28 protein-coding genes and 1 riboswitch are annotated in these 26,646 nt (G+C 64.8%); of the genes, 12 read left to right on the forward strand and 16 right to left on the reverse strand.

What is annotated here, in order from left to right:
• Positions 1-90 precede the first annotated feature (90 nt).
• Positions 91-1,074: a D-2-hydroxyacid dehydrogenase family protein gene (locus A3AI_RS0126520; RefSeq protein ID WP_024518492.1), complete on the forward strand. Its 984-nt coding sequence runs from the start codon at positions 91-93 to the stop codon at positions 1,072-1,074.
• 103 nt (positions 1,075-1,177) lie between these two features.
• On the opposite strand, the gene A3AI_RS0126525 is transcribed toward A3AI_RS0126520, so the two are convergent.
• The gene (locus tag A3AI_RS0126525) at positions 1,178-1,825 is read right to left on the reverse strand and encodes a TIGR02594 family protein (RefSeq protein WP_024518493.1); all 648 of its coding nucleotides are present in this window, start codon (positions 1,823-1,825) and stop codon (positions 1,178-1,180) included.
• Between the two features lie 228 nt (positions 1,826-2,053).
• Between A3AI_RS0126525 and A3AI_RS0126530 the strand changes: the two genes are divergently transcribed.
• On the forward strand, positions 2,054-2,920 hold the full coding sequence (locus A3AI_RS0126530; protein WP_024518494.1) for an alpha/beta fold hydrolase: 867 nt from the start codon (positions 2,054-2,056) through the stop codon (positions 2,918-2,920).
• A 166-nt stretch (positions 2,921-3,086) separates the two neighbouring features.
• On the opposite strand, the gene metW is transcribed toward A3AI_RS0126530, so the two are convergent.
• Both metW and metX read right to left on the reverse strand, forming a co-directional pair.
• Positions 3,087-3,752, reverse strand: a complete 666-nt coding sequence (gene metW, locus A3AI_RS0126535; RefSeq protein ID WP_024518495.1) for a methionine biosynthesis protein MetW — start codon at positions 3,750-3,752, stop codon at positions 3,087-3,089.
• Between the two features lie 4 nt (positions 3,753-3,756).
• Positions 3,757-4,968: a homoserine O-acetyltransferase MetX gene (gene metX / locus A3AI_RS0126540; protein WP_024518496.1), complete on the reverse strand. Its 1,212-nt coding sequence runs from the start codon at positions 4,966-4,968 to the stop codon at positions 3,757-3,759.
• An 88-nt stretch (positions 4,969-5,056) separates the two neighbouring features.
• Positions 5,057-5,136, reverse strand: a riboswitch (SAM riboswitch).
• 182 nt (positions 5,137-5,318) lie between these two features.
• Between metX and A3AI_RS0126545 the strand changes: the two genes are divergently transcribed.
• From A3AI_RS0126545 to A3AI_RS0126560, 4 genes are all read left to right on the forward strand, one after another.
• Complete coding sequence (locus A3AI_RS0126545; protein ID WP_024518497.1) at positions 5,319-6,167, forward strand: chorismate mutase; 849 nt, start codon at positions 5,319-5,321, stop codon at positions 6,165-6,167.
• Between the two features lie 27 nt (positions 6,168-6,194).
• Positions 6,195-7,292 carry a histidinol-phosphate transaminase gene (gene hisC / locus A3AI_RS0126550; RefSeq protein ID WP_024518498.1) on the forward strand — a complete coding sequence of 366 codons (1,098 nt, stop codon included), beginning with the start codon at positions 6,195-6,197 and terminating at the stop codon, positions 7,290-7,292.
• Positions 7,289-8,227 (forward strand): prephenate/arogenate dehydrogenase family protein, encoded by a 939-nt coding sequence (locus A3AI_RS0126555; RefSeq protein WP_024518499.1) that lies wholly within the window; start codon positions 7,289-7,291, stop codon positions 8,225-8,227. Before hisC ends, A3AI_RS0126555 begins: the two co-directional genes overlap by 4 nt.
• A 197-nt stretch (positions 8,228-8,424) precedes the next feature.
• A complete protein-coding gene (locus A3AI_RS0126560; RefSeq protein WP_024518500.1) occupies positions 8,425-8,721 on the forward strand; it encodes a DUF1127 domain-containing protein in 297 nt (98 codons plus the stop codon).
• 243 nt (positions 8,722-8,964) lie between these two features.
• On the opposite strand, the gene A3AI_RS0126565 is transcribed toward A3AI_RS0126560, so the two are convergent.
• A complete protein-coding gene (locus A3AI_RS0126565) occupies positions 8,965-9,219 on the reverse strand; it encodes a hypothetical protein (RefSeq protein WP_024518501.1) in 255 nt (84 codons plus the stop codon).
• 156 nt (positions 9,220-9,375) lie between these two features.
• Positions 9,376-10,572 carry a DUF2125 domain-containing protein gene (locus A3AI_RS0126570; RefSeq protein WP_024518502.1) on the reverse strand — a complete coding sequence of 399 codons (1,197 nt, stop codon included), beginning with the start codon at positions 10,570-10,572 and terminating at the stop codon, positions 9,376-9,378.
• Between the two features lie 108 nt (positions 10,573-10,680).
• On the opposite strand from A3AI_RS0126570, the gene A3AI_RS0126575 reads away from it, so the two are divergent.
• Complete coding sequence (locus A3AI_RS0126575; protein WP_024518503.1) at positions 10,681-11,286, forward strand: gamma-glutamylcyclotransferase; 606 nt, start codon at positions 10,681-10,683, stop codon at positions 11,284-11,286.
• Here A3AI_RS0126575 and A3AI_RS0126580 read toward each other — a convergent pair.
• From A3AI_RS0126580 to ftsE, 4 genes are all read right to left on the reverse strand, one after another.
• Positions 11,276-12,043 carry a lysophospholipid acyltransferase family protein gene (locus tag A3AI_RS0126580; protein ID WP_024518504.1) on the reverse strand — a complete coding sequence of 256 codons (768 nt, stop codon included), beginning with the start codon at positions 12,041-12,043 and terminating at the stop codon, positions 11,276-11,278. The genes A3AI_RS0126575 and A3AI_RS0126580 overlap by 11 nt on opposite strands.
• Positions 12,044-12,086: 43 nt before the next feature.
• Positions 12,087-12,797, reverse strand: a complete 711-nt coding sequence (locus A3AI_RS0126585) for a YdcF family protein (protein WP_024518505.1) — start codon at positions 12,795-12,797, stop codon at positions 12,087-12,089.
• Between the two features lie 103 nt (positions 12,798-12,900).
• Complete coding sequence (locus tag A3AI_RS0126590; RefSeq protein ID WP_502685768.1) at positions 12,901-13,863, reverse strand: cell division protein FtsX; 963 nt, start codon at positions 13,861-13,863, stop codon at positions 12,901-12,903.
• A gap of 1 nt (position 13,864) precedes the next feature.
• Complete coding sequence (gene ftsE, locus A3AI_RS0126595) at positions 13,865-14,524, reverse strand: cell division ATP-binding protein FtsE (RefSeq protein WP_024518507.1); 660 nt, start codon at positions 14,522-14,524, stop codon at positions 13,865-13,867.
• 180 nt (positions 14,525-14,704) lie between these two features.
• On the opposite strand from ftsE, the gene A3AI_RS0126600 reads away from it, so the two are divergent.
• Both A3AI_RS0126600 and A3AI_RS0126605 read left to right on the forward strand, forming a co-directional pair.
• Positions 14,705-15,592 (forward strand): MJ0042-type zinc finger domain-containing protein, encoded by an 888-nt coding sequence (locus tag A3AI_RS0126600; protein WP_024518508.1) that lies wholly within the window; start codon positions 14,705-14,707, stop codon positions 15,590-15,592.
• 41 nt (positions 15,593-15,633) lie between these two features.
• Entirely contained in the window at positions 15,634-16,008 is a 375-nt protein-coding gene (locus A3AI_RS0126605; protein ID WP_024518509.1) for a response regulator, read from the forward strand.
• 278 nt (positions 16,009-16,286) lie between these two features.
• Here the strand turns inward: A3AI_RS0126605 and A3AI_RS0126610 are convergent, their stop codons facing one another.
• The gene (locus A3AI_RS0126610) at positions 16,287-18,905 is read right to left on the reverse strand and encodes a TIGR02302 family protein (protein WP_024518510.1); all 2,619 of its coding nucleotides are present in this window, start codon (positions 18,903-18,905) and stop codon (positions 16,287-16,289) included.
• A gap of 165 nt (positions 18,906-19,070) precedes the next feature.
• Here A3AI_RS0126610 and A3AI_RS0126615 point away from each other — a divergent pair, with 165 nt between their 5' ends.
• Together A3AI_RS0126615 and A3AI_RS0126620 are read left to right on the forward strand one after the other, a co-directional pair.
• The gene (locus tag A3AI_RS0126615) at positions 19,071-19,451 is read left to right on the forward strand and encodes a carboxymuconolactone decarboxylase family protein (protein WP_024518511.1); all 381 of its coding nucleotides are present in this window, start codon (positions 19,071-19,073) and stop codon (positions 19,449-19,451) included.
• Between the two features lie 12 nt (positions 19,452-19,463).
• Positions 19,464-20,372 carry an NAD(P)-dependent oxidoreductase gene (locus tag A3AI_RS0126620; RefSeq protein ID WP_024518512.1) on the forward strand — a complete coding sequence of 303 codons (909 nt, stop codon included), beginning with the start codon at positions 19,464-19,466 and terminating at the stop codon, positions 20,370-20,372.
• Positions 20,373-20,438: 66 nt separating this feature from the next.
• On the opposite strand, the gene lysA is transcribed toward A3AI_RS0126620, so the two are convergent.
• The 3 genes from lysA to argH all read right to left on the reverse strand — a co-directional run bounded on the left by lysA (position 20,439) and on the right by argH (position 23,483).
• The gene (gene lysA / locus A3AI_RS0126625) at positions 20,439-21,704 is read right to left on the reverse strand and encodes a diaminopimelate decarboxylase (RefSeq protein ID WP_024518513.1); all 1,266 of its coding nucleotides are present in this window, start codon (positions 21,702-21,704) and stop codon (positions 20,439-20,441) included.
• Positions 21,705-21,711: 7 nt separating this feature from the next.
• Positions 21,712-21,990 (reverse strand): LPS translocon maturation chaperone LptM, encoded by a 279-nt coding sequence (lptM, locus tag A3AI_RS0126630; RefSeq protein WP_024518514.1) that lies wholly within the window; start codon positions 21,988-21,990, stop codon positions 21,712-21,714.
• A 101-nt stretch (positions 21,991-22,091) separates the two neighbouring features.
• Positions 22,092-23,483: an argininosuccinate lyase gene (gene argH / locus A3AI_RS0126635; protein ID WP_024518515.1), complete on the reverse strand. Its 1,392-nt coding sequence runs from the start codon at positions 23,481-23,483 to the stop codon at positions 22,092-22,094.
• Between the two features lie 107 nt (positions 23,484-23,590).
• Between argH and tlpA the strand changes: the two genes are divergently transcribed.
• Positions 23,591-24,268 (forward strand): thiol:disulfide interchange protein TlpA, encoded by a 678-nt coding sequence (gene tlpA / locus A3AI_RS0126640; protein ID WP_036049599.1) that lies wholly within the window; start codon positions 23,591-23,593, stop codon positions 24,266-24,268.
• 51 nt (positions 24,269-24,319) lie between these two features.
• Here the strand turns inward: tlpA and A3AI_RS0126645 are convergent, their stop codons facing one another.
• The 3 genes from A3AI_RS0126645 to A3AI_RS0126655 all read right to left on the reverse strand — a co-directional run.
• Positions 24,320-24,511, reverse strand: a complete 192-nt coding sequence (locus tag A3AI_RS0126645; protein WP_024518517.1) for a putative motility protein — start codon at positions 24,509-24,511, stop codon at positions 24,320-24,322.
• Positions 24,512-24,684: 173 nt separating this feature from the next.
• A complete protein-coding gene (locus tag A3AI_RS0126650; protein WP_024518518.1) occupies positions 24,685-25,563 on the reverse strand; it encodes a 3-hydroxybutyryl-CoA dehydrogenase in 879 nt (292 codons plus the stop codon).
• Positions 25,564-25,752: 189 nt separating this feature from the next.
• Positions 25,753-26,646, reverse strand: an 894-nt coding sequence (locus tag A3AI_RS0126655) for an electron transfer flavoprotein subunit alpha/FixB family protein (protein ID WP_024518519.1), incomplete at its 5' end; no start/stop codon positions are given.

Genomic DNA, 26,646 nt, shown 5'->3' on the forward strand with positions numbered 1-26,646 from the left:
TCCATCGAGGCAGCTCACTGGCCGAAGGACGCGTGAGCTACTAATCTGAAGGCGCTGAATCATCCCTGCCGGCCGCCCCGGAGCGTCTTGATGAACGTCACCATCCTCGACGATTACCACGACACGTTGCGCACGCTTCCCTGCTTCGCCAAGCTCGCGGATCACAAGGTCACGATCTGGAATGACCATGTGCAGGATGTCGATGTCCTCGCGGACCGTCTCAAGGAGACCGAAGCGCTGGTGTTGATCCGGGAGCGCACCAAGATCCGCAGCCCCCTGCTCGAACGGCTGCCGCGACTGAGGCTGATCAGCCAGCGCAGCGTGTGGCCGCATATCGACATCGACGCCTGCAGCCAGCTCGGCATTGTCGTCTCATCCGACATGCATGCGGACACGCCGTCCTACGCCACGGCTGAATTGACCTGGGCGTTGATCCTCGCATCGATGCGCCAGATCCCGCAGCAGGCGGCAGCGCTCAAGGCAGGGCGGTGGCAGATCGGCGTCGGCACCACGCTGCGCGGCAAGACGCTTGGTCTCTATGGCTGGGGCCGCATCGCGCGCGCAGTTGCAGACTACGGTCGTGCCTTCGGCATGAATGTGATGGTCTGGGCCCGCGAAACCTCGCGCGAGCGTGCGCGCCAGGAGGGCTTTGCGGTGGCCGAGAGCAAGGCGGCCTTCTTCGAGCGGAGCGACGTGCTCTCACTGCACATGCGGTTGGTCGATGCCACCCGCCACATCGTGACCGCAGGCGACCTCGCGCGCATGAAGCCAACGGCGCTCCTGGTCAATACCAGCCGCGCGCCGCTGATCGAGCCCGGCGCATTGGTGGCAGCCCTGCGGGCGGGTCGGCCGGGCCGCGCCGCCGTCGACGTCTACGAGCAGGAACCGCTGACCGATCCGGCCGATCCGCTCCTGTTGTCGCCCAACGTGCTGGCCACCCCGCACATCGGCTACGTCACGCGCGAGGAATACGAGATCCAGTTTACCGACATCTTCGATCAAATCGTCGCGTTCGCAGCCGGCACGCCGACAAACGTCGTCAACCCCGACGTGCTCGCCCGGATGAGACCCTGAGGCCGGGTCGCATCAAGGATGCGATCCGAGTGGCGCTCGTGGACAGAATCCCTCACCCTAAACCCTCTCCCCGCGAGCGCGGGAAGAGGGAGAGCAGCGAGACTCAATTCGGCATCACATACGCGTAGATCCGGCCGCGCGACACGGGTGCCTCCCGCACGCGATTGCCGTTGTTGCCGGAGATCATGATCGGATTGCCCTGGGCATCGACGCCCGTGATGATGCCGACATGGCCGCCGCCGCGGCGACCCATCACGGCAATGGCGCCGACCTGCGGTCCCGAGACGCGCGTGCCGTAGTGGGCGAACGATGCCGCAAGGTCCGAGCCGGTGCCGCTATGGCCGGTCTTCTGCAGCACCATGTTCATGAACCGCGCGCACCACAGGCTGGCGCGGCTGGTCGGATTGGTGCCGAGATAGTGTCGCGCCTCCGCGACCAGGCCCGAGCCGCCGAAGCCGCCCGACGTCGCAACGCCGCCGGCACCTTCGTTTGAGCCGGGCATCACGCTGGCCTGCGTCGACTCCAGGCCGCGCGCGCGAATCTGCGCCACGCCGCGCTCCCGGCGCGAGAGACGTGCCATGTGAGTGTGTGAGAAGCTCCGCCTTGCAAAATGGTAGCCCGTGTGGCGCGCATGTGCGTAGCGCTGAGAGCCGTGATGAGACCTTGCCGAGGCGGGAGAAGACGCGGCGATTGCCGCAGAGCAGAAAGCCAGCGCGACAAGCGACCGGCGGAACGCAGTGAACGCAACCATACTCATTCCTTAGTTAGCACCCCCAATTCCATACCGGCCGCCTCTGCGCGGCCAACATGCGCGGCCCGTATGAGAACCCGGATGTGGCAAGAACATGACGCGATGCAACACGAGAAAATGAGCGGCAGGAGCAGCCGCGATGATTTTGCATCGCGGCTTGCTGCTACTGCATTGCTGCCGGGCGCGTTAACTGCGATTTATGATTTCGACAAAACAAGGGGAGCGCTCATGCCATACGCCGTCGCAAGCGACAACACTCGGCTTTATTTCGAGGAAGCAGGCAGCGGAACGCCGATCCTCTTCCTGCATGAATTCGCGGCCGACCACACCAATTGGGAGCCGCAGATGCGTTATTTCTCGCGCGGCCACCGTTGCATCGCCTATTCGGCGCGCGGCTACACGCCGTCCGATGCGCCTGTATCGAGCGAGGTCTACACCTACAAGCATTTCTACACCGATGCGCTCGCGGTGCTGGATCACCTGAAGATCGAGAACGCACATCTCGTCGGACTCTCGATGGGCTCCTATTCATCGCTGCAGATTGCGCTGAACGCGCCGCGTCGCGCGCTGTCGATGACGCTCGCCGGCGTCGGCTCCGGCTCGAGCCTCGAGAATCTTGAAAGCTTTCGCGCGCAGTGCCGTGCCACGGCGGTAGAATTCGAGACGCTGGGCTCGGCGAAAGTCGCCGAGGTGACGCGCGAGGCGCCGGGACGGATTCCGTTCCTCGTAAAGGACCCGCGCGGCCACGCCGATTTCTACGCCAACCTTGCGCGCCACGACGCAAAGGGCTCGGCCAATACCATGCGCAGCTTTCAAGGCGCGAGGCCCTCGATATACACCATGACCGACGCGATCCGGAAAGCAGCGACGCCGGCGCTGATCATCTGCGGCGACGAAGACGACAATTGCGTCGAGCCGAGTCTGTTCCTGAAGAAGCATCTGCCGGCCGCCGGGCTGACATTCTTCCCGAAGTCCGGCCATGTGCTCAATCTGGAAGAGCCCGCGCTGTTCAACGAGACGGTCGAGCGCTTCGTCGCGCTGGTCGAAGCCGGCCGCTGGCTGCCGCGCGATCCGCGCTCGATGGTGGCGGGCTGACCATTCTCCGTCATTCCGGGGCACGCGAAGCGTGAACCCGGAATCTCGCGCCGTAACCTCTGGATTCCGGGTTCGCAATCCAAGTCGGCTGTTGTCGACTTGGATCATTTTAGAATCGAACTCGGGTAAACCCGAGTTCGGCCGCGCGCCCCGGAATGACGAAAACCTATTTGGCGCTTCCCGCCCGGCTCAAGAGAAACACGCCCTGCTCGCCGAACATGTTCCAGAACCACCACGGCAGGTTGAGCCGCAACGGACGGCCGTAGACGTCGAGCGCCCAGGAACGCTCCATCTTCACGCCGATCTCGTCGCAGAGCTGCACGAAGTCCTTGATGGTGCAGAAGTGGATGTTGGGCGTGTCGTACCAGGTGGCCGGCAGATTTTCGGTACGCGGCATGTGACCGCCGATCAAAAGCTGCAGCCGCATCCGCCAGAAACCGAAATTCGGAAAGGTGACGATGGCGCTGCGGCCGATCCGCAGCAGATTTTCCAGGACCGTCTTGGGCTGGCGTGTCGCCTGCAGCGTCTGCGACAGGATCACATAATCGAAGGCATCATCGGGATAGTTGACGAGGTCGGTGTCGGCGTCGCCCTGCACCACTGCGAGCCCTTTGGCGACGCAGCGGTTGACGCCCTCGCGCGACAGCTCGATGCCGCGGCCGTCGATGCCGCGACCTTCCAGCAGCTGCAGGAGATCGCCGTCGCCACAGCCGACGTCGAGCACGCGCGAGCCCGCCTCGATCAGCCCTGCGATCAGGAGATGATCGCCGCGATAGTGCGCGCTGCGTTCGGCGGTTACGCCATTCAGCGGCAAGGTTTGCTGCAGGGACATGTCGTCAGCTTCCATTGTTCAGGCCGCGCGCCTTGCCTGCCGATTGCAGGAAGGCGCGGGATATGTCGAAGAATTCCGGCACTTCGAGCAGGAAGGCATCGTGGCCGCGGTCGGTCTCGATTTCCGCAAACGACACCCGCGCGCTCGACGCGTTGAGCGCGTGCACCAGCGCGCGCGACTCCGAGGTCGGAAACAGCCAGTCCGAGGTGAAGGACACCACGCAGAACCGCGTCTTGATGCCACGAAAGGCTTCGGCCAGCACGCCGTCATGGTCGCCGGCGATGTCGAAATAATCCATCGCACGCGTCAGATAGAGATAGCTGTTGGCATCGAAGCGCTCGACAAAGGACGAGCCCTGGTAGCGCAGATAGCTTTCGACCTGGAAATCGGCGTCGAAGGAGAAGGTCGGCAGCTCGCGGTCCTGCATGCGGCGGCCGAACTTGCGGTGCAGCGCGGCGTCGGACAGATAGGTGATGTGCGCGGCCATGCGCGCGACTGCCAATCCCCGATGTGGCTGCGCGCCGTCGCTATCGGCATATTGCCCGCCACGCCAGTCCGGATCGGCCATCACGGCCTGGCGGCCGAGCTCGTGGAAAGCGATGTTCTGCGCCGAATGGCGTGTCGAGCAGGCGATCGCGAGCGCGGAGAACACGCGGTTCGGATAGGCCGCGGTCCATTGCAGCGCCTGCATGCCGCCCATGGAGCCGCCGACCACGCAGAACAGCGTGTCGATCCCGAGCCGATCGAGCAGCATGGCTTGCGCGCGCACCATGTCGGGAATGGTGATGACCGGAAATTCCAGCCCCCACACCTTGCCGGTCGCCGGATTGATCGAGGCGGGGCCGGTCGATCCCAGGCATCCCCCGATCACATTGGAGCAGATGATGAAATAGTGATTGGTGTCGAGCGGCCGGCCGGGGCCGACCATGGTCTCCCACCAGCCCGGCTTGCCGGTGACGGGATGCACATTGGCAACATGCTGATCGCCGGTCAGCGCATGGCAGACAATGATCGCGTTGGTGCGATCGGCGTTGAGCTCACCATAGGTCTGATAGGCGATCTGGAACGGCGAGAGATCGATGCCGCAATCGAGCTTGAGCGGCTGATCCGCGCCGAACTGCGCCAGCAGGGAATGCGGATGATCCGCCTCGAGCGAGCGCTCGTCCGCGCTGATCGGACCTTTCGCAGAGCTCGGTTTTGACCTTACGCTGACCATCTTGCACCGATCTCGTTTGCGGCTGGCGCGTCGCGCCAGCGCTGAAATCAGGCCACAAAAAACCCGGCCTGAACAAAGGTTCGGCCGGGATCAACTCTCCCCGGCCTGTTTAGCGATTTTTTTAACGTGGCTGCAAGCCGGCCGGCTCAAATGACCACGGAACGGTACAAAATTAGTCGGTAAGCCCCGCCGCGTCAAGCCAGGGGGGCGTGAAGCGGCGTGGTTAACGGGACCGGGCCCCCTGCGTGCCACGCAAAAACACGATGTTTCTCTTTGCTTTCGGTGCCCGTCTTTCCTAATCAGTTCTTGACGTACCCGCCGCTGAAAGCGGCCCTGAAGGCTTTCACATCATGACCCAGCGCCCGCCTGCCCCGCCTTCGCTTGCCGAATTGCGCACAGAGATCGACCGCATCGATGAAGGCATGCATCAGCTGCTGATGCAGCGTGGCGATATCATCGACCGGCTGATCCAGGTCAAGCAGACCCAGGAGGTCGGCTCGGCGTTCCGCCCGGCGCGCGAGGCCGACATGATGCGCCGCCTCGTCGAACGTCATCGCGGCATCCTGCCGCTCGACACGGTGGAAAGCATCTGGCGCGTCATCATCTCGACCTTCACTTTCGTCCAGGCGCCGTTTGCGGTGCATGCCGACGTGTCGGTGAGCGAGCCCGCGATGCGGGATTCCGCGCGCTTCCATTTCGGCTTCACCGTGCCCTATCTTGCGCATTTCAACCCGAGCGCCGCGGTCGAGGCGGTGGCCAGATCCAAGGGCGACCTGGCGCTGGTTTCGGCAGTCTCCAGCCGCACGCCCTGGTGGGCAGCGCTGGAGGCCGAAGGCGCCCCGAAGATCATCGCGCGGCTGCCTTTCGTCGAGCGCGCCGACCACCCGGCCGCGCTGCCGGTGTTCGTGGTGTCGCGCGTCGCCGACAGTGCCATGGTCACCGAAGTCGAGACCTGGAGCGTCAGGGTCTCGGGCTGGAACGCCGAGATCGCGCGGGCGGTGTCGCCGCTTGCGGAGGTGGTTGCTGTTCCGGATGCCGCCTTCGACGGCGCAGCGCTGCTGGTGTCGATCGCAGGCGCCAACCGGCTGGAAAAGATCAAGCTGGCGCTGATCGAGGCCGGGGCCTCGGTGCGTTCGACGGCCCTCGTCGGCAGCCACGCAACGCGCTATACGGTGCCTTTTAGCGGGTCGGCCCGATAGCCGTACCGTATCATCCCGGAGTTTCTGATGTCCCGCCCCGTGCCGAACCCCGGCATCCTCGATATTGCGCCCTACACGCCCGGCAAGACCCCGGTGCCGGAGCCGGGCCGGAAGGTGTTCAAGCTCTCCGCCAACGAGACGCCGTTCGGACCTTCGCCCAAGGCGATCGAGGCCTACAAGCACGCAGCGGCGCATCTGGAGGATTACCCCGAAGGCACTTCAAAGGTCCTGCGCGAGGCGATCGCCCGCGTGTTCGGGCTCGACCCCAACCGCATCATCTGCGGCGCCGGCTCGGACGAGATCCTCAATCTGCTGGCGCACACTTATCTCAGCCATGGTGACGAGGCGATCTCCACCGCGCACGGCTTCCTGGTCTACCCGATCGCGACCATGGGCAACGGGGCCAGGAACGTGGTCGCGGCCGAGACGAATTTCACGGCCGACGTGGACGCGATCCTGAAAGCGGTGACGCCGCGCACCAAGATCGTCTGGCTCGCCAACCCCAACAATCCGACCGGAACGTACATTCCGTTCGACGAGGTGAAGCGGCTCCGTGCGGGCCTGCCCTCGAACGTGCTGCTGGTGCTGGATGCGGCCTATTCCGATTATGTCTCGCGCAACGATTATGAGATCGGCATCGAGCTCGTGGCCACCACGGAGAACACCGTGATGACCCACACCTTCTCCAAGATCCACGGGCTTGCGGCGCTGCGCATCGGCTGGATGTTCGGTCCCGCCCACATCGTCGATGCGGTCAACCGCATTCGCGGCCCCTTCAACGTCTCGACGCCTGCGATGCTGGCGGCGGTCGCTGCCATCGAGGACAGCACGCATGTCGAAATGTCGAAGGCGCACACCGAGACATGGCGCAACTGGATCACCGAGGAGATCCGGAAACTGGGATTGAAGGTGACGCCGAGCGTCGCCAATTTCGTGCTGATGCATTTCCCGACCGAGAAGGGCAAGACCGCCGCGGAGGCGGATGCGTTCCTGACCAGGCGCGGGCTGGTGCTGCGCGCGCTGAACAACTACCAACTGCCCAATTCGCTGCGCATGACCATCGGCACCGAGGAAGCCAATCGCCTCGTGGTCGAAGGCTTGCGCGACTTCATGGGGACGACGTGACTAATGCATCGCATTTCAAACGGCTCGCACTGATCGGGTTCGGCCTGATCGGCGGCTCGATCGCGCGCGCAGCGCGCGCCCAGGGGCTGGTGAGCGAGATCGTCACCACCGCACGCTCGGAGAAGACCCGCGCGCGGGTGGCCGAGCTAGGCATTGTCGATCGCGTGGTTGAAACCAATGTGGAGGCCGTCGCGGACGCCGATCTCGTGATCCTCTGCATTCCCGTCGGCGCTTGCGGGCCTGTCGCCCAGGACATCGCGGGCCATTTGAAGCCGGGCGCGATCATTTCCGACGTCGGCTCGGTCAAGGGCGCGGTGGTCAAGGACATGGCACCGCACCTGCCGAAGACCGTTCATTTCGTGCCTGCGCATCCGGTGGCCGGCACCGAACATTCCGGTCCCGACTCCGGCTTTCCCGAGCTGTTCATCGATCGCTGGTGCATCCTGACGCCGCCGGAAGGCACGGACGCGGATGCGGTCGAACGGCTGCGCGGCTTCTGGGCCGCGATGGGTGCCAAGGTCGAGGTCATGACGCCAGAGCATCATGATCTCGTGCTCGCCATCACCAGCCACCTGCCACACCTGATCGCCTACACCATCGTCGGCACCGCGGATGAGCTCGCGCAGGTGACCTCGTCTGAAGTGATCAAATTCTCGGCCGGCGGCTTTCGCGACTTCACCCGCATCGCGGCCTCCGATCCGATCATGTGGCGCGACGTCTTCCTCGCCAACAAGGACGCGGTGCTGGAGATGCTCGGCACCTTCAACGAGGATCTGTCAAAACTCACGCGCGCCATCCGGCGCGGCGATGGGGAGGCGCTGTTCGACCACTTCACCCGCACCCGCGCCATCCGGCGCGGCATCGTATCGATCGGCCAGGACTCCGCAGCGCCCGATTTCGGTCGCCCGCATCCGCAGCTGAAGAAGCCGGATTAATCGGCGACATCGGTTCGAGCCAGCCAGCCCGGTCCACCTCTCTGTTAGGGAGAGGTGCACATTGCCGCAACCGACGGAAGCCGGACCGGAGCGTTACTCGTAGGGTTTTCCTCCCCGCCGGCTGTAACGGCTGCTGACACCATGGTGGCAGCAGGGGAGCGTTAAAGCCGTGGAAGCCGTCCCAGGGAGACTCCGCAATGAGCACGACCCACGGCACAACGTGGCTGGAACGAACATCCGTATCGACCCGGCATGTCTCAAGCTTCATCTGGAAATGTTGGGATGCCTTTCGGGAGCGCCGCGAACGCCAAAAATTGCTCGTCACCTTGTCCAGCTTAAGTGACGCCGATCTGATGGATATCGGCATCACGCGCGGAGAGATCTACTACGTCGCCTCGCATCGAGGTATTGACCCGCGCGGCATTCGATCCGGCGAATGGCAGCGATACCTGCCGACAGCGGACGGCCAGATTGGCTCCCCCGACTTCCGATAAGGATCCAAGCCGGCGACGCTCTGATCGAGCGGAAGATTGCTGCTTAGTTCCCAAAAGGGGACTTCTGCGCTTTACGAGTGCACACCACAGCTAGCTTCATGGCGCCGTAACGCGGTGCTGCGAGTTCGGTCGTACTCAAGAAAAAAGAGGGCTCAGCCTGGTACGGCCGAGCCCTTCAGTTTGGGGCAACACACGGGAGGAGAACCACGGGCGCTTGCCCGGCACCCGGAAGAGAGCTGAAGATCAGTGGGCCTTGATCGCAGCGTGGTGGGCGTGATGACGCGGCCGCACCGACAGCCGCAACCCGGCAACATCGCGCGCGGGAGCATAGGCAAAAGCGCTCGCCGGAGGCGCGCTACGCCCCCCGTTCAGAACGTCGGCATTGGGATGATAGAAGGCAAAAGCGCCGGGCTCCTGAATGGCCGCCTGCGCAAAGGCCTGCGTCGCAAATGCCGCCGATAACAGCGCGGCTGCGCCAAGAAGTTTCAAGCTGGTCATGAATTTTCTCCTGTCTTGGTCCGCCCACCTTTGGATGCAGCGGACCGTCCGAGAACTAATGAGACAGGTGGGCTTTCCCATTCCCGTGCGTAAGGGGCCCCGCCATCACGCTTTGGCGATTGGCACCTCGCGAAATCGTGAGATGACGATCGACCTTCAAAACAGCGGCGGCACGTCACCGACTTTCAGCGGCCCGAAGAATACCACGCCGTCGACAAAGCGCAGGGGGAAGGCGCGCGCCTTCTTGCCTTCGAGCTCGGCCTCCTTGCCGAGTGCATTGATGCCGGCGGCGACGCCGACATTGGCATTTTGCTTGACGACCTTGCCGAGGCCGGGAATGGCGCGATCAAGCGCGCCGAACAGATTGTTGATGTCCTGCGTCTTCACGCCGGGAGCGACGCGGTCGAGCGTTGCCTGCGGCACGCCGTCTTCCAGCATCTTCTCGATCCCCAGTGCCGGGATCACGTGATCGAGGCCCGCGACCGTCATCTGCAATTCGCCGTCGAGCCTGCCATTGGCGGTGAGCGACAGCGTGCCGGCGGCGACCGCGATCAGATCGCCCTGCTGGATGCGCGACCGCATGATCTCGATATGGCCGCCGGCCGCCTGGATCTCGCGAAACCGCTGCGGCCAGGGCTTTGGCGCGAAATCCTTCAGGCCCGTGACGATTGCCCGGACATCCGCATCGAACGGCTGCGCCATCAGGGGATGCAGGCCCTGAATGCTGCCCTGGTTGATTTCGAGCACGCTCTCGATATCGGGATGATCGGCGGGCGAACCCTGCGCGATGCGGCCGTGCAGTTCGACATGCTTGGCGTTCGCGAGCGGCACCTGCATCGTCCCGTCGAGGCGATTGATGGTGAGATCATCGAACTCGATGTCGGCGCGCTGCGGGATCGCGGGCAGGCCGACGATGCTGCTGCGGCCCTTGCTCCAGTTGACGACGAAGGAAGGTTGTTGCGCGCCCTGCTGGAAGATCTGTGCCGGCGCGGTGAACTCCGCGATCACGAGCTTCGGATCATAGACCTGGGCGACTGCGAGGATCTCGCCGAGCTTGGCGGTCACGGGCGGGGCCGGCGGCTGGCCCGCCGTCTGCGACACCAGCGAGACGCTGGCGCCATCGCAGCGGATTTCGAGCCGGAACGGGTAGCCCGCGACCGAACGCCGCGCGCAATCATAGATCCGGCCCGACTTCGCCTCGCGCGTGCGCCAGGCATCGGCCATGACGTCGACCTGCGAGGCGGCGTAGAACCAGAATGCGCTCCAGGCGATGGCCGCGATCAGGACCAGGCCGGGAGCGATGAACACGGGCCAAAGCGGGCGCCGGCGCGGCGGAAGCGTGATGTCGGTCATGCAGCGACCCTTTGATGAGCAATTTTGTCAATAAAGCGGACGTGCCGCTGGCATGCCAAATCCAACGTGGTTTGATCACGCGGCAAATTCTGTTAGGCCTTGCGCGAAATGTCCTCCATTGCCCCCTCCCTGACAGCCTCCAAAGGCGATCTCTGGGTGTTCGGCTACGGCTCCTTGATGTGGCGCCCGGGCTTCGAGCATGTCGAGCAGATCCCGGCTCGCCTGATCGGCGAGCACCGGGCGCTCTGCGTCTACTCCTTCGACCACCGCGGCACGCCGGAGAAGCCGGGGCTGGTGCTGGGGCTCGATCGCGGCGGCGCCTGCCGCGGTATCGCCTTCCGCGTCGCCGCCCATTTGCGCGAGGCGACAATCGAATATCTGCGCAGCCGCGAGCAGACCACCAATGTGTACCGCGAGGTGATGCGCTCGGTCTGGCTCGACAATGATGCGCGGCAACGGGTCAGCGCGCTGGCCTATGTGGTCGATCGCGGGCATATCCAATATGCCGGCCGGCTGCCGCTCACTGAGCAGCTTCGCATCGTGCAGCAGGGCCATGGCCGCTCCGGCAACAATCGCGACTATGTGCTGGCGACGGTGCGCGCCATCGAGGCGCAGGGATTGCGCGACAGGGAATTGCACCGGCTGGCGCTGATGCTCCACGAGGCCCATCCGCCGCACGCGACGTCCGACGCCGAGCGGCCGCTTACGCCTTGATCGGATCAGGCACGCGCCTGAACAGTTTTGCCTGCTCGGCACGGCCGGCCGCGACCAGGCGATCGCTCGCCTCCTCGATTGCCGTGCGCAGGCGGTTGAAGAACTCCTCGCGCGGCAGGTTCGGCGGCAGCGGGTCGAGAAATTCGACCACCAGCGTTCCCGGATAGCGCATGAAGGTGCGGCGCGGCCAGAACAGGCCGGAATTGAGCGCGACCGGCAGGCACGGGACGCCGCAGTCGGCATAGATCTGGATGACGCCGCGCTTGTAGTCCGGCGGCGCACCGGGCGCGGTTCGTGTGCCTTCCGGAAAGATCACGAACTGGCGGCCGCGGCGGACCTCATCGCTCGCGCGTTTCATCATGGCCATCAGTGCACGTCCGCCTGCCTTGCGGTCGATCGCGATCATGTCCGCCTTGATCAGGTACAGGCCGAAGATCGGAATCCGCTTCAGTTCGCGCTTGAGCACGAAGAAGGGCGCATCGAAGAAGCGCAGAAGCGAGATCGTCTCCCACATCGACTGGTGCTTGGAGGCGACGAGCAGCGGCCCCTTTGGAATCTTCTCCACCCCGCGAAACTCGACCTTGATGCCGCAGACGATGCGCATCAGGAGGATATTGGTCTTCGCCCACCAGCTTGCCACGCGCAGCAGCGCCGCGCGCGGCAGCACCAGCGTCGGCAGCGCGATGATCGCCCAGAACAAGAAGTTCGGATAGAACATGATATTGAAGATCAGCGAGCGGATGAAAATCGCAACCATCGAAACCCTGGCTCCTGTCCGCCCGCCCGATCGATCTGCGCGATCAATTCGCTTGCGCCGTCGTCGGCCGGCGCGGCGCGCTCGAATTCGGAGGCGTCTCCAGCCAATCGAAATTCAGATCGATGCCGAGATCGTCGAGATGCACTCTGAGCTTGGCGGCGACATATTTCACATACTCCGATAGCACCAGCCGCAAGGTGGGACCACCCTCGTACCACGGCTCCTCGCGCCATTTCTCGCCGACCACGGCATAGGGAATGAGCGCGATATCCGGCATCGCATGCGAGAGTTCCACGATGGCACGCGGCATGTGGTAGTTCGAGGTCACCACGATCAGCGACGTGAAGCCGCGCTCGTGCGCCCAGCGCCGTGTCTCCGCCGCATTGCTGCGCGTGTTGACCGCGGAGCGGTCGAGATCGACGCAGCAGTTGAAATAGGCCTGCCGCTCCGGCAGCGAGCGCGAGATGTCGCTTGCGCCGCTCGATGGATGCACGCCGGAGATCAAAAGCCGTTTGCCGTAGCCCGTGGCCAGAAGCTCCATGGCGTCGGAGACGCGCGAAGCGCCGCCGGTCAGCACCACGATGCCGTCGGCCTTGCGGTCGGGCACAGCCTCGGTGTTGCGCAGCTGGGAGAGGAAGGCGACAAAGCCGCCGACCACGGCCACGACGCCAAGCCCCAGCACGGCGAGGCCCACGCGAAAACGCCGCGGGCGTGCGCGTGCAATCGGCGTTTGATCGTCGGTCGGCGACGTCATGCGACGCTAGGACCCCTCTCCCCGCGCAATGTTAGAAAGGTTTTGCGGCGATGTGGAGTCCGGCATGACCCGCTCGCGGCCCCCGATCCCGCAACCTCTGGCCTCATTCGATCTCGTCCAGCGTCTTGAACAGGGTCCGGCGCGAGGCCCAGGCGGTGATCGCCGCGATCAGGACCGCCTGCACCGCGAGCGCGAGATAGCCCGACGGTCGTAGCGAGAACGTCCCGAGCAGCGCAGCAAACTGGTCGCCGACCGGCGTGCCGGAGAACCAGGCGGCAATCGACTCGGAGAAGCCAAAAAGCAGCATGGCAGCTCCGCCGCCGATCACTCCGCCCTCGAGCCCGAGCAGCAGGAAATGCCAGAAAAAGCGATCGGCGATGTAGCGGTCGCCGGCGCCGACGAAATGCAGGACCTCGACGATCGGACGGTTGGCGGCCATCGCGCCGCGGGTCGCAAACGACACCGAGATGATGGTGGCAATGATCACCAGGCCAAGGATGCCGAGCCCGGCGAACACCGTGGCACCGGTCATCGAGCGCATCCGCTCGATCCAGGCGCGATGGTCGTCGACACCGGCGGTGGGCGCGGCCTGCGCCAACGCCTTGCGCAGCGCGGTCAGGTCGAGCGTGCCGCCCGGCTGCACCCGACCGACGATGACGCGCGGCACCGGCAAGTCGTCCAGCGACAGCCCGCTGCCGAGCCACGGCTCCAGGAGTTTTGCGGACTCCTCCCTGGTGAAGGGCCTGACGTCGAGAATGCCGGGCTGGGCGCGGACGGCGTCGACCGCGGCCGCGGCGTCGCGGTCGAGATCGCGGCCGGCTTGCGGGCGCACCTGGATGGTGATCTCGCTTGCGACATCCGACTGCCATTCCGCGGCGGATGCGCTCACCAGCAGCACCGCGCCGGTCGTGAGCGAGGCGAGGAAGGTCATGATCGCGACGACCGCCACCAGCGCGCGGCCGGCGATGCTCGCGCGCGGCACGATCGGCGACAGATTGCGGGCGCGCGCCGGCAGCTGCGGGCGCTCGTTGGCGAGGTCCACCAGAGGTCCGGGCTGCTGCTCCATATTATTCATAGATGTGCAGGCGTCCCTGATGCAGCACCAGCCGCCGCGCGTCGAATTGATCCATCAGCGTCATGTCGTGGGTGGCGATGACGACCGCCGTCCCCGACCGGTTCAATTCGACGAAGAGCCGGAGCAGCCGCCGCCCGAGCGTCGGATCGACATTGCCGGTCGGCTCGTCGGCGAGCAAGAGCTGCGGGCGCGAGATCACCGCGCGCGCGATCGCCGCGCGCTGCTTCTCGCCGCCGGAGAGAATGGGCGGCAGCGCGTCCATCCGCTCGCCGAGGCCGACCCAGCGCAAGAGGTCGATCACTTCCTTGCGATAGCTCGATTCGTCGCGGCCCGTGACGCGGAACGGCAGCGCGACGTTCTCATAGGTGGTCATGTGATCGAGCAGGCGGAAATCCTGCAGCACGATGCCGATCCGCGTGCGCAAATTGGCAATTCCGTCCTTGGTCAGAAGCGAGACGTCATGGCCGAACAGGTTGACCAGCCCCCGTGTCGGCCGCAGCGACAGGAACAGCAGCTTCAAGAGCGAGGTCTTGCCGGCGCCGGAGGGGCCGGTGAGGAACTGGAAGGAATGGGCGGGAATCGCAAAACTGAGGTCGCGCAAAATCTCCGGGCCGAGCCCGTACCGCAATCCGACATTTTCGAACCGAACCAAGTCTAGCTCCGTTCGACAGGGGCCCCGGCGAGTGCCGGCAACGCCCGGACAAAACGCGCGCAATATGGCGGTTTTGCTTCGGTTATGGTTTCCGGTTCGTTAACGGTCGCCTTGTAGCATCGCCACAAATCCAGTCTGCTCGGGTAGCGTCGCCTTACGGCCATCAGAGAATCCGGCTCCATGCACATCGTCTGTCCCCATTGTACAACGTCTTACGCGGTTGATCCGGCGACATTAGGGGCCACCGGCCGTACCGTCCGCTGCTCGCGCTGCAAGGAAGTCTGGCTGGCGCGCCCCGAGGACGCCATCGCGCCCGAACCGGCCGTCGCTCCCCATTTGGCGGCAGCGAGCCATGAGGAGACCGATGCCGCGGCCGAATGGGAGGCTATGGCGCGCGAGGAGACGGGCGAGGACGCCCCCCAGGTCGAGAGCCCGTCGATCGCAGGCGATTTTCCGGCCGATCGCAGCTTCTCGTCTCACATAGATAACGGCGATTGGCAAACCATGGGCCGCCAGGGCGCCGATGATGAGGCCGAGGACGACGCAGGTCTCGGGCGATCTCGGTTCCACAGGCTTTTGCCGCAGCTCGCGCGGCCGAAATTGACCGGCAGGATGACCGGCTTGACGTTCGCCGGGCCGACCACCGCCTGCGCGGCCATGGGCGCGCTCGCCATGGCGCTTCTGGTCTGGCGCGCCGACGTGGTGCGGCTGATGCCGCAGACGGCGGCCTTCTACCGGATGGTCGGGCTTCAGGTGAACCTGCGCGGAGTGCAATTTAGGGACGTCAAGATCACGACCGAGACCGTGGAAGGCAAGCCTGTCCTGGTGATCGAAGGCGCGATCGTCGGCCGGAGCCGCAAGCCGGTCGACCTGCCCCGGCTTCGCTTCTCCGTGCGCGACGCGCAGGGAGCCGAGATTTACGCCTGGAATGCCGTGCTGGACCAGACCGTCCTGCAGCCCGGCGAGCGCGCCGCCTTCAAATCGCGCCTGGCCTCGCCGCCGGCGGAAGGCAGGAGCATCGACATCCGCTTCTTCAACAAGCGAGACATCGCCGGCGGAAGCGTATAATGCGGGGGAACCGCATTTTCGCTTGAAGAGACCGTCCGCCGATGCCGCGTGTCCTGATCGCCGATGACGAAGAATCCATGCGCAAGCTGGTTGCGCGGGCGATTGCCATGGACGGCCACGAGACCGTCACCGCGCAGGATGGTGCCGAGGCGCTCGACATCCTGACCCGCGAGGATGGCGCCTTCGACCTGTTGCTCACCGACATCCAGATGCCTGTGATGGACGGTATCGCGCTGGCGCTGGCGGCGGCCCGCGACTTCCCGAACCTGACGGTGCTTCTGATGACCGGCTTCGCCGACCAGCGCGAGCGCGCCTCCAACCTCAACGCCATCGTGCATGACGTGATCACCAAGCCGTTCGCGGTGGCGGACATCCGCACCGCAGTCGCGGACGCGCTGGCGACGAGGAAGGAGTAGCGGCGCGGGACGCCGCGACTCAATTTTCAGGCAGCGAAAAAAATTGCGCGTGGTTGGCTTTCGGGCCTCGTGGTTCGAGACGGCGCTGGTGCGCTTCCTCACCGCGAGAGTTTGAGCGCGCGCGATTTGCAACGACCTGACCCTTGAGGCGCGTCGGCGCCGTCTCGAAGGATGGATGGGCAGCAACAAGGGTAGAAGCGACGCGTCAGCCCCTCGGCTTCGGCCCGTACGGCCTGAGGACGCAATCCTCAGTGCTTGCGAGAGCCGGAACGCGCCCGTCAGTATTCCTTCAACAGCCGCTCGAGATAATCGAGCTCGACCTGCGGCCGCGACGGATCGGCCAGTCGCCGGCGCAGCTCTTCGAGGATGCGGCGGGCGCGCTGCACGTCGATTTCGCCGGGCACCATCTTGGAGAGCTCGTCGGAATATTCGCGCCCGTGCAGGGGACGACCGAGCGGATCGGTCTGGGTGCCGTTGCCCTGCTGGCGGCCGGCGCGCTCGCCGGGTCCGTCGCCCTGACCCTCGCCATCGCCCTGCTGCATCGCTTCCGACAGCTGCTGTGCGCCCTTGCGCAGCGCGTCGAGCGCGCGGCCCTGTGAGTCCACGGCACCATCGGGATTGCCATCGCCGAGCTGACCGGAGGCATCGCCCATGGCGCTGTCGGCATCGCCCAGCCCGTTATTGTCACCATCGCCCTGGTCAGCCTGATCGTCCTGGTCGCCCTGTCCTTGCTGTCCTTGGCCTTGCTGACCCTGGCCTTGCTGACCCTGCTGGCCGTTCTTGCCCTTGTCGCCACGCTGCATCTGGCCCATGCCGCGCTTGGCGAGCTGGTCCTGCAGCTTCTTCAGGCGATCGCGCAGGGCATCCTGGTCCTGCTGCAGGTCGCCCATGCCCTGGTCGCCCTGCTGCTTGCCGCGCATGTGGTCGCGCCGGGAATCCTGCCCCTGCTTGAAGGTCTTGTCGCGCAACTGCTGCTGCTTGCGGATCATGTCGCCGAGCTCGTTGAGCGCCTGCTCCATGTCGTTGTCACCGGACTGACCGGGCTGCGCCATCTGCAGGTTCTCGAGCATCTCCTGCAGCTGCTCGAGCAATTGGCGCGCGCCTTCCTTGTCGCCCTGGCGCGACAGCCGCTCCATGCGCTCGATCATATTCTGCAGGTCCTGCTGGCGCAGGACCTTGGTGTTGGGATCGAGCGGCCGCGCGAGCTGTTGCGGATTGTTGCGGAACTGCTCGGCGAGCTGGCGCATGAAATTGTCCAGCGCCTGGCGCAGGTCCTGGGTGAGCTTCTTGATCTCCTCGTCGCTCGCGCCCCGCTCCAGTGCCTGCTTCAGCGCGTCCTGCGCCGCGCGCAGCGCCTTGTCGACATCGGTGATGTCGCCGTCCTCGATCGTCACCGCGAGCGCCCACAGGCTCGCCACCACCTCGCGCAGGGCGTCGTCGGTGCGCGCGGCATCGAGCTGGCGGGCGATGTTGTAGAGCCCAAGATAGTGCCCGCTCTCGCCCACCATGAACACTTCCGGCGCAATCATCAGCGCATCGAGCGCGGTGTAGACCTCGGAATTCCTGTTGGCGTCGAGTGCGAGGATGCGGCGCTGCTCGACCAGCGCACGCGCGAGCGGCTTGGTGAAGAGACGCTCGGGCAGGCGCGTGTTGAAGGGTTCGCTCTTCGCCTCGTTACCGGCCTCATCCTTGGCAGTGAGTGTCAGCGTGACATCGGCCCCCGCATAGGGATCTTCGCTCAGATCCTTCACCGTCTGGCCGATGCCGTTGCGGGTGCGCGCATTCGGCAGCACCAGCGGGAACTGCGGCGGCTGGAACAGCGGCCGCGCCTGCGTGGCTGGATCGCTGCCTTCGGCCGGACGGGCGACAAAATGCGCCTGCGCTTCAGTGACGCCGTAATCGTCCTCGAGCTTGTAGGACAGCTGCAGCGCGCCGCGCGCCTGGCGCTCCGGATCCTTTGCCAACGAAATCGTCGGCGGACGGTCGGGGATGGCGGTGAAAGACCACTGCGGCTGGCCGGACGGCGCGCGCACATGCACGCTGCCATCGCCGGCGATGACAAAATGCTTCTCGCTGGTGCCTTGCGGGGTCTGCTCTTTCGGAGCCGCCTCGGTGAGGCCGCCATTGGCGACGACGTCGAGGGTGGCACCGCTGGAGCGCACGATCAGGGTGCTGCCGGCAGGGACCGACAGCGGGCCCGACGCTGGCAGCGCGGCGGCTTCCTTGTTCGCGGCCGAAAGGATGATCGGCGGCTTGCCGGTGTAGGGCGGCGGGTTCACCCAGGCATCGACCCGGACATTGGCCGGCGCCAGCACGCCGTTCCAGTCGAAGGCCGCCGCGATGCGCATCATGCGCTCGTCGCCCGCGGCCACATAGGTGGCGGCGAGCAGCACCAGCACCAGCGCGCGCAGCGCCCAGGGGTCCTGCAACGACAGCCGCGGCGACGGCAAGCCTGCACGGATGCGCTTAAGCGCCGCGAGCGTGCGTTCGCGTTGTGCCTGCCATAGCGCCAGCGCCACGGGGTCTTGCGTCGAGACCGTATCGGAAAGCGTGGTGGCCGGCCGATGGCGGATACCGGAGCCATGATCGAGCCGGGACAGCGCCTGGGCCCTGCTCGGCCAGCGGAACCACAGCATCGACGAGGCCGCCGCCAACGCCAGCACCACGAAAATGGAAAAACCGATGGCACGGGCGATGAACGGCAGCGACAGCCAGATTCCGGCCCAGGATACCACCAAAAACAGCCCGATCACCGTGAGCAGGCGCGCGAGGGGTGGCCAGGCACGCTCCCAGGCGATGGCAAACTTGGCCCGCTGCAGGGCCTCTTTCAGCTTCAACCGCGCCAAGCCATCGCTCTCGCGCGACGGCCCCAGGGGGTCAGGTGTGGCACCGCTCAATAAAGAATCTCCGGTCGCCGGCACGTCAGCTTAACACAACGGCGGCAGTGAGGCACCCGTTCCTCCACGGGTATCCGTCCCGAATTCACGCATAACACGAAGGAGTGACTACCCTTCCTCGACCTCATAAGGTTCGCTCCGCAAAAGCGAATTGAGGGAACACTCATGGACCAGAAGACGTACGATAAAGGCCTCGAAATCCGCAAGGCCGTGCTCGGCGAGGCCTATGTCAACAACGCGCTGAAGAATGTCGACAGCTTCAACAAGCCGTTCCAGGACCTGCTCAACGAATATTGCTGGGGCTCGGTGTGGGGCCGCGAGGAGCTGCCACGCAAGACCCGCAGCATGCTCAACATCGCCATGATCTCGATCCTCAACCGTCCGCATGAATTGCGCGCGCATCTGAAGGGGGCGCTGACCAACGGCGTCACGCGCGACGAGATTCGCGAGATCCTGATGCAGGTCGCGATCTATGCCGGCATGCCGGCAGCGGTCGATTCCTTCCGCATCGCGCGCGAGGTATTTGCCGAGATCGACAAGGGTTGAAGGCTCAATCACATGGACATCGGATTCATCGGGCTGGGAAAGATGGGCTTTCCCATGGCCCGCCGGCTGATCGAGGCCGGACATCATCTGATCGTGTTCGACACGCGCAAGGAGGTCGTCGAGCAGCTGGCCGCACGCGGCGCCGAAGCCGGCACCTCGCCGAGGGACGTCGCCGATCGCGCCGAGACCGTGATGGCGAGCCTGCCTTCGCTGCAGGCTTCGCTCGAAGTCGCAACCGGTGCGGGCGGAGTGATCGAGGGCAAGCGCGTCAAACGCTTCGTCGATCTCTCCACCGTCGGCTCGCAGATGGCGGTGCGCATCCACGACCTGCTCGCGAAACGCAACATCGTGCAAATCGACAGCCCCGTCTCCGGCGGCGTTGCCGGTGCCGAGAAGGGCACGCTGGCGGTGATGGTCTCGGGTCCGCGCGGCGAGTTCGAGACGGTGAAGCGGGCGCTGGAGGTGATCGGCAAGGTCTTCTTCATCGGCGAGAAGCCGGGCGCAGGGCAAACCATGAAGCTCGCCAACAATTTCCTGTCGGCGACCGCCATGGTTGCGACCTCGGAAGCCGTGGTGATGGGGGTGAAGTCCGGGCTCGATCCCAAGGTGATGATCGACGTCATCAATGCCGGCTCGGGCATGAACACCGCAAGCCGCGACAAGTTTCCGCGCTCGGTCCTGCCGCGCAGCTTCGATTTCGGCTTCGCGACCGGCCTGATGGTGAAGGACGTGCGGCTGGCGCTCGAGGAGATGAAGTCGCTGGGGCTGTCGATGGAGGTCGCCGAAGCGGTCGGGCGATTGTGGGAGGTCGTGATCCGCGACGAGGGCGCGGAATCCGATTTCACCGCGGCGATCAAGCCGGTCGAGAAGGCGGCGGGGGTTGTGGTCGGCGGAAAGGCTGGAGGGATCGCGGCGAAATAAGCTGTCGTCCGGGCGAAGGCAAGGCGAAGGCCGGGACCACGGCGATGGTGTTTCAGCGCCGCCGCCTCACAGCCAGGGCGCGGGCTTGTCCATCGCGATCAGCGCGTCGACGTCCACGCGCGGGCGGACCACCGCGTATTGATCACCCTTGACCAGCACTTCCGGCACCAGGGGGCGCGTGTTGTAGGTGCCGGCCTGCACCGCCCCATAGGCACCGGCGGTCATGATCGCCAAGAGATCGCCGGCCTTGGGCTCGGGAAGCCTGCGGTCGAGGGCGAGATAGTCGCCACTTTCGCAGACCGGGCCGACCACGTCGGCCGTGATCGTCTTCGCGTCGCGCGCGGGCTCGATCACGGGGAGGATGTCGTGATGAGCCTCATAAAGTGTCGGCCGGATCAGATCGTTCATCGCAGCATCGATGATCACGAAATTCTTGGCCTCGCCATGTTTCACATGGATCACGCGCGCGACCAGGATGCCGGCATTGCCGACGATCAGCCGGCCCGGTTCGAACATCAGCGTGCAGCCGAGATTGTGCGCGATGCGCTTGACCATCGCGGCATAGGCGTCCGGCGCGGGCGGCGCTTCGCGATCCATGTAGTAGGGAATCCCGAGGCCGCCGCCGAAATCGACATGGGAGATGGTGTGGCCATCGGCGCGCAGCGTATGCACGAACTCGACCAGGAGGCGGAACGCGGTTTCCATATTGGCGAGATCGGTGATCTGGCTGCCGATATGCATGTCGACGCCCGTCACCTCGATCCCCGGCAGCTTGGCTGCGCGGGCATAGACGGCGCGCGCGTGCGCCAGCGGAATGCCGAATTTGTTCTCGGACTTGCCGGTGGAAATCTTCGCATGCGTGCCGGCATCGACATCGGGGTTGACGCGCACCGAGATGCGCGCGACCCGGCCGGTCTCGGCGGCAAGCCGGGAAAGCAGCTCGAGCTCTGGCTCGGATTCGACGTTGATGCAGAGGATGTCACCGGACAAGGCGGCACGTAGCTCGGCCTCGGTCTTGCCGACGCCTGAGAACACGATCTTGCTCGGCGGAATACCTGCGGCGAGCGCCCGCTTCAGCTCGCCGCCCGAGACCACATCAGCGCCGGCCCCGAGCCTTGCCAGCGTCCTCAGCACCGACTGGTTGGAGTTCGCCTTCATGGCGTAGCAGACGAGCACCTTCTCGCCGGCGAAGGCATCGGTGAACACGCGAAAATGCCGCTCCAGCGTCGCGGTGGAGTAGCAATAAAACGGTGTCCCCACGGTTGAAGCGAGCTCGGCGAGGTTCACCGCCTCGGCGTGCAGCACGCCGTTGCGATAATCGAAATGGTTCATGGTGTTGTTAGTTACCCAGAAGCGGGTCGAGAACAAAGGGTCTTTTCGGGCCCTTGCCGGCAACCGGCGGCGCGTTGGTGCCGTAGCTCGGGTTGAACACGCTGGGCTTGGCCGCCTCCTCCGACGCTGTGTCGTTCGGCTGCTGAAGATTAGCCGTGGAGGCCGACGAGGCAGTCGGCGGCAGCTCCAGCGGGCCCTTGCGTCCGCAGGCCGACAGGCTCAGCGCGGCCACGCTCACGAACAAGACGGCCCATCCCGAAAATTTCGGGCGCAGATTAGAAGTCACGGCAAGATCCCCATTGCGCGGGGCGCACCATACAAAGATTGCCCCGCTCTGGCGAGAGCCGAATCACCATGAAATTGCAGCGAAAATCGGCCCATTCACCGTTATTTCCGCTGCTTTTCCAGCCGCTTCGTCCAGGCCCTGGCCTGCGCCAGCACATTCTTCGGCGCCGTGCCGCCGAAAGAGGTGCGGCTTTTCACCGATGATTCCACCGACAGCGCGCGCAGAGCATCAGCCGTGATCTTCGGCTCGACCGCCTGCATGGCGGCAAGCGGCAGCTCGTGCAGCGCCACGCCGTCCTTGGCCGCCAGCGCAACGATCCGGCCGGTGACATGATGGGCCTCGCGGAACGGCATTTTCAGGGTTCGCACCAGCCAGTCGGCGAGATCGGTCGCGGTGGCATAGCCGTCGCCGGCGGCCGCCTTCATCCTGGCCTCGTCAGGGACGAGGTCCAGGACCATGCCGGTCATGGCGCGGATGGCGAGCGAGAGTGCGACAAAGGCCTCCATCGCGCCCTCCTTGTCCTCCTGCATGTCCTTTTGATAGGCGAGCGGCAGGCCTTTCATGACAATGAGCAGCGCGGTGAGCGCGCCGATCACGCGGCCGGTCTTGGCGCGCACCAGCTCCGCCGCGTCAGGATTCCGCTTCTGCGGCATGATCGAGGATCCGGTGGTGAACTTGTCCGACAGGCGCACGAGGCCGACCAGCGGCGAGGTCCAGACCACGAGTTCCTCGGCAAAGCGCGACAAATGCACGGCGGTGATCGCGGCGGCTGACAGCGTCTCCAGCACGAAGTCGCGGTCGGAGACCGCATCGAGCGAATTGGCCATCGGCCGCTCGAAACCGAGCGCTGTTGCGGTAGCCGCACGGTCGATCGGGAACGAGGTGCCAGCCAGCGCGGCGGCGCCCAGCGGGGATTCGTTGAGGCGCTTGCGCGCATCGCTGAAACGACCACGATCGCGCGCGGCCATCTCGACATAGGCGAGCAGATGATGGCCGAAGGTCACGGGCTGCGCGGTCTGCAGATGGGTGAAGCCGGGCATCACGGTCGCAGCATGCTCGGTGGCGCGAGCGACCAGCGCCTCCTGGAACTGTGCAAGGGCCGCGTCGATCTCGTCGATCGTGTCGCGGACATAGAGGCGGAAATCGGTCGCGACCTGGTCGTTGCGCGAGCGCGCCGTGTGCAGCCGCCCCGCCGCAGGGCCGATCAGTTCGGCAAGCCGGCTCTCGACATTCATGTGAATGTCCTCGAGAGCGCGCTTGAAGTCGAAGGCGCCTTTGCCGATCTCTGACAAAATCGTGTCTAGACCCTTGCCGATATTTTTAGCATCTGAGGCCGTGATAATGCCCTGGGCGGCTAGCATGGCTGCATGCGCCTTGGACGCGGCGATATCCTGGGCGTAAAGGTGCCGGTCGACGTCGATGGAGACGTTGATTTCCTCCATGATCGCATCGGGGCGCTCGGAAAACCTGCCGCCCCACATCTTGTTGCTCATGATCGCTTGCCCGAACCCTTGCCACGCATTGAGAGGCGCCAGAAATCTGCGCATCGCGGTAATTTCGGCCCCTGCATAGCCGTATCTGCTACAGAATGACAAACGATATGCCCGAGAACTCCCCAACCCCCGCTCCCGCCCCGCGCCGCCGGATTCCGCTTGCGGTCGCTGCCGTGCTGGTAGGGGCCGTAGCCGGATTTGCCGGAATTTACAGTTTTGGCAGCCTGCACCGCGAGGCTGGCGACCCTACCTGCCGCGGCGCGGTCGATCTCGCAAGGAAGATCACCCCCCTGGTCCATGGCGAAGTCGCCGCACTGACGATGGCAAGTGCGCCCTTGAAGCTTCCAGACCTCGCCTTCGAGGACGCGGAAGGAAAGCCAAGAAAGCTCTCGGACTGGCGCGGCAAGACGGTGCTGTTGAACCTCTGGGCTACCTGGTGCGTGCCGTGCCGCAAGGAAATGCCGGCCCTGAATGGCCTGCAGGCCAAGCTTGCGGGACCGAATTTCCAGGTGGTCGCGATCAATATCGACACCCGCGACCCCGAAAAGCCGAAGAAGTTCTTGAGCGACGCCGGCCTGACCAAGCTCGACTATTTCACGGACGAAAAAGCCAAGGTCTTTCAGGATCTTAAATCGATCGGACGGGCGCTAGGCATGCCGACCTCGGTGCTGGTCGACCCCAAGGGCTGCGAAATCGGCACCATTGCCGGCCCCGCAGAATGGAACAGCGACGACGCGATCAAGCTGATCACGGCGGCGCTTAGCCCAGCCGCTGCGGGGCTGTGACCTTTCACCTCTCCGATCGGGAGAGGTGACCTCAGCCGCGGACGCAGGGTCTTAAGCGGTGATATTCAGATTGCCGCCGACCCCGGGACCGACATTGGCGAGCGACTGTGATGCGCCGGCGAGCAGGGTGAGGACGTCGGATTTCTGCTGGTCCAGGTTCTGCTTCAGTACGGAGGTCGATATCTGTGACTGCAGGGCACCCTGCTGCTGCGCCATCACGGCAGCGACCAAGCTCATATCCATAACGTAATACCCTCACACGTCCCGCCGGAACCCTAGGCGGGAAGCGTTAATGGAAGGTGGAGATGAGAAACATTTGGAAACAGCAGGATGGCAGAGCGCAGCCAAACCCACCGCTTTTTTGCAGCAGCTTTTGACGGGTTTCGCTTACGCACCACCCATCCTAGGCAACCACATCACCGCGTCGGTACCGGCTTGGCGCCGCGATAGTCATAGAAACCGCGCTGGGTTTTGCGGCCGAGCCAACCGGCTTCGACATATTTCACGAGCAGCGGACAGGGGCGGTACTTGGAGTCGGCGAGCCCCTCATGCAGCACCTGCATGATCGACAGGCACGTATCCAGCCCGATGAAATCTGCCAGTTCCAGCGGCCCCATCGGATGGTGCGCGCCGAGCTTCATCGCGGCATCGATCGCTTCGACGTTTCCGACGCCCTCATAGAGCGTGTAAATCGCCTCGTTGATCATTGGCAGCAGAATGCGGTTGACGATGAAGGCCGGAAAATCCTCGGAGACCGCGACCTGCTTACCTAGCGCGTTGACGAACTCCTTGGCCGCCTCAAAGGTGAAATCATCGGTAGCGATACCGCGGATCAGTTCCACCAGCTCCATCAGGGGCACCGGATTCATGAAATGAATGCCGATGAAGCGCTCGGGACGGTCGGTGGTCGAGGCGAGCCGGGTAATCGAGATCGAGGACGTGTTGGAGGCGATCAGTGCTTCGGGCTTCAGAACGGCGCACAGGTCGTGGAACAGCTTGCGCTTGACCTCCTCCTTCTCGACCGCGGTCTCGATCACGAGATCGCAGTCGGCCAGCCCTTCCAGAGTTTCGGTCAAAGCGATGCGGCCGAGCGCCTTGGCCTTGACGTCCTCGGTGATCACGTTCTTGGCGACCTGCCGCGACAAATTGCCGTTGATGGTGGCCATGCCCGACTTCAGCCGGTCGCCCGAGACGTCGTTGAGCACCACGTCAAAGCCCGCCACCGCCGCAACATGCGCGATGCCATTGCCCATCTGGCCCGCACCGATCACGCCGACCTTTTTGATCACTGCCATGTTTTCATCCACTGGAACGGCGCGCATCTTTGCGCCTGCCCCCTAAAGTGTGACGAGATTAGGTAAAATCTCGGTCCCGCTCCAGACTTTTGATTGCGCACATCTCGTCCGGGAAGCCCACTCTGCCCGGATCATGCGCCAATAGACAACACCGGCCGGATTTTGCCCATCCGGCCGGTGGTATTAGGCTTACTTTCCAAGCTTGCCGAGCTCTGCCGTCAGCTCGGGAACGGCTTGGTAGAGGTCTGCGACCAGGCCATAATCGGCGACCTGGAAGATCGGCGCGTCCTCGTCCTTGTTGATCGCGACGATCACCTTGGAGTCCTTCATGCCGGCCAGATGCTGGATCGCCCCGGAAATACCGACCGCGACGTAGAGTTCGGGGGCCACCACCTTGCCGGTCTGGCCGACCTGCCAGTCGTTCGGTGCATAGCCGGCGTCGACCGCCGCACGCGAGGCGCCGACACCGGCGCCCAGCTTGTCCGCCAGCGGCTCGATATATTTGGCGAAATTCTCCCGGCTCTGCATGGCGCGGCCGCCGGAGACGATGATCTTGGCCGAGGTCAGCTCGGGGCGGTCGCTCTTCGCGACTTCCTCGCCGACGAAGGACGACAGGCCGGGGTCAGCCGCAGCCGCGGCATTCTCGATCGAGGCGCTGCCGCCGGCGGGCGCCGCCGCGAAGGTCGAGGTGCGCACCGTGATGACCTTCTTGGCGTCCTTCGACTTCACCGTCTGGATCGCGTTGCCGGCATAGATCGGCCGCTCGAACGTATCTGGCGACACCACCTTGATGATCTCGGAGATCTGCATGACGTCGAGCAGCGCGGCGACGCGCGGCATCACGTTCTTGAAGCGCGAGGTCGCGGGCGCGACGATCGCGTCATAGTTCCCGGCAAGCGNCGCGATCAGCGCGGCCAAAGGCTCCGCGAGATCGTGNGCGTAAGCATCGCCCTCGGCGAGCAGCACCTTCTTCACGCCCGTGAGCTTGGCGGCGGCTTCGGCGGCAGCCTTGGCGTTCTGGCCGGCCACCAGCACGTCGATGTCGGCGCCAAGCGCTGCGGCCGCGGTGAGCGCCTTGTTGGT

Origin of the sequence: Bradyrhizobium sp. Tv2a-2, from assembly GCF_000472425.1 — a bacterium.
Lineage (GTDB): Bacteria > Pseudomonadota > Alphaproteobacteria > Rhizobiales > Xanthobacteraceae > Bradyrhizobium.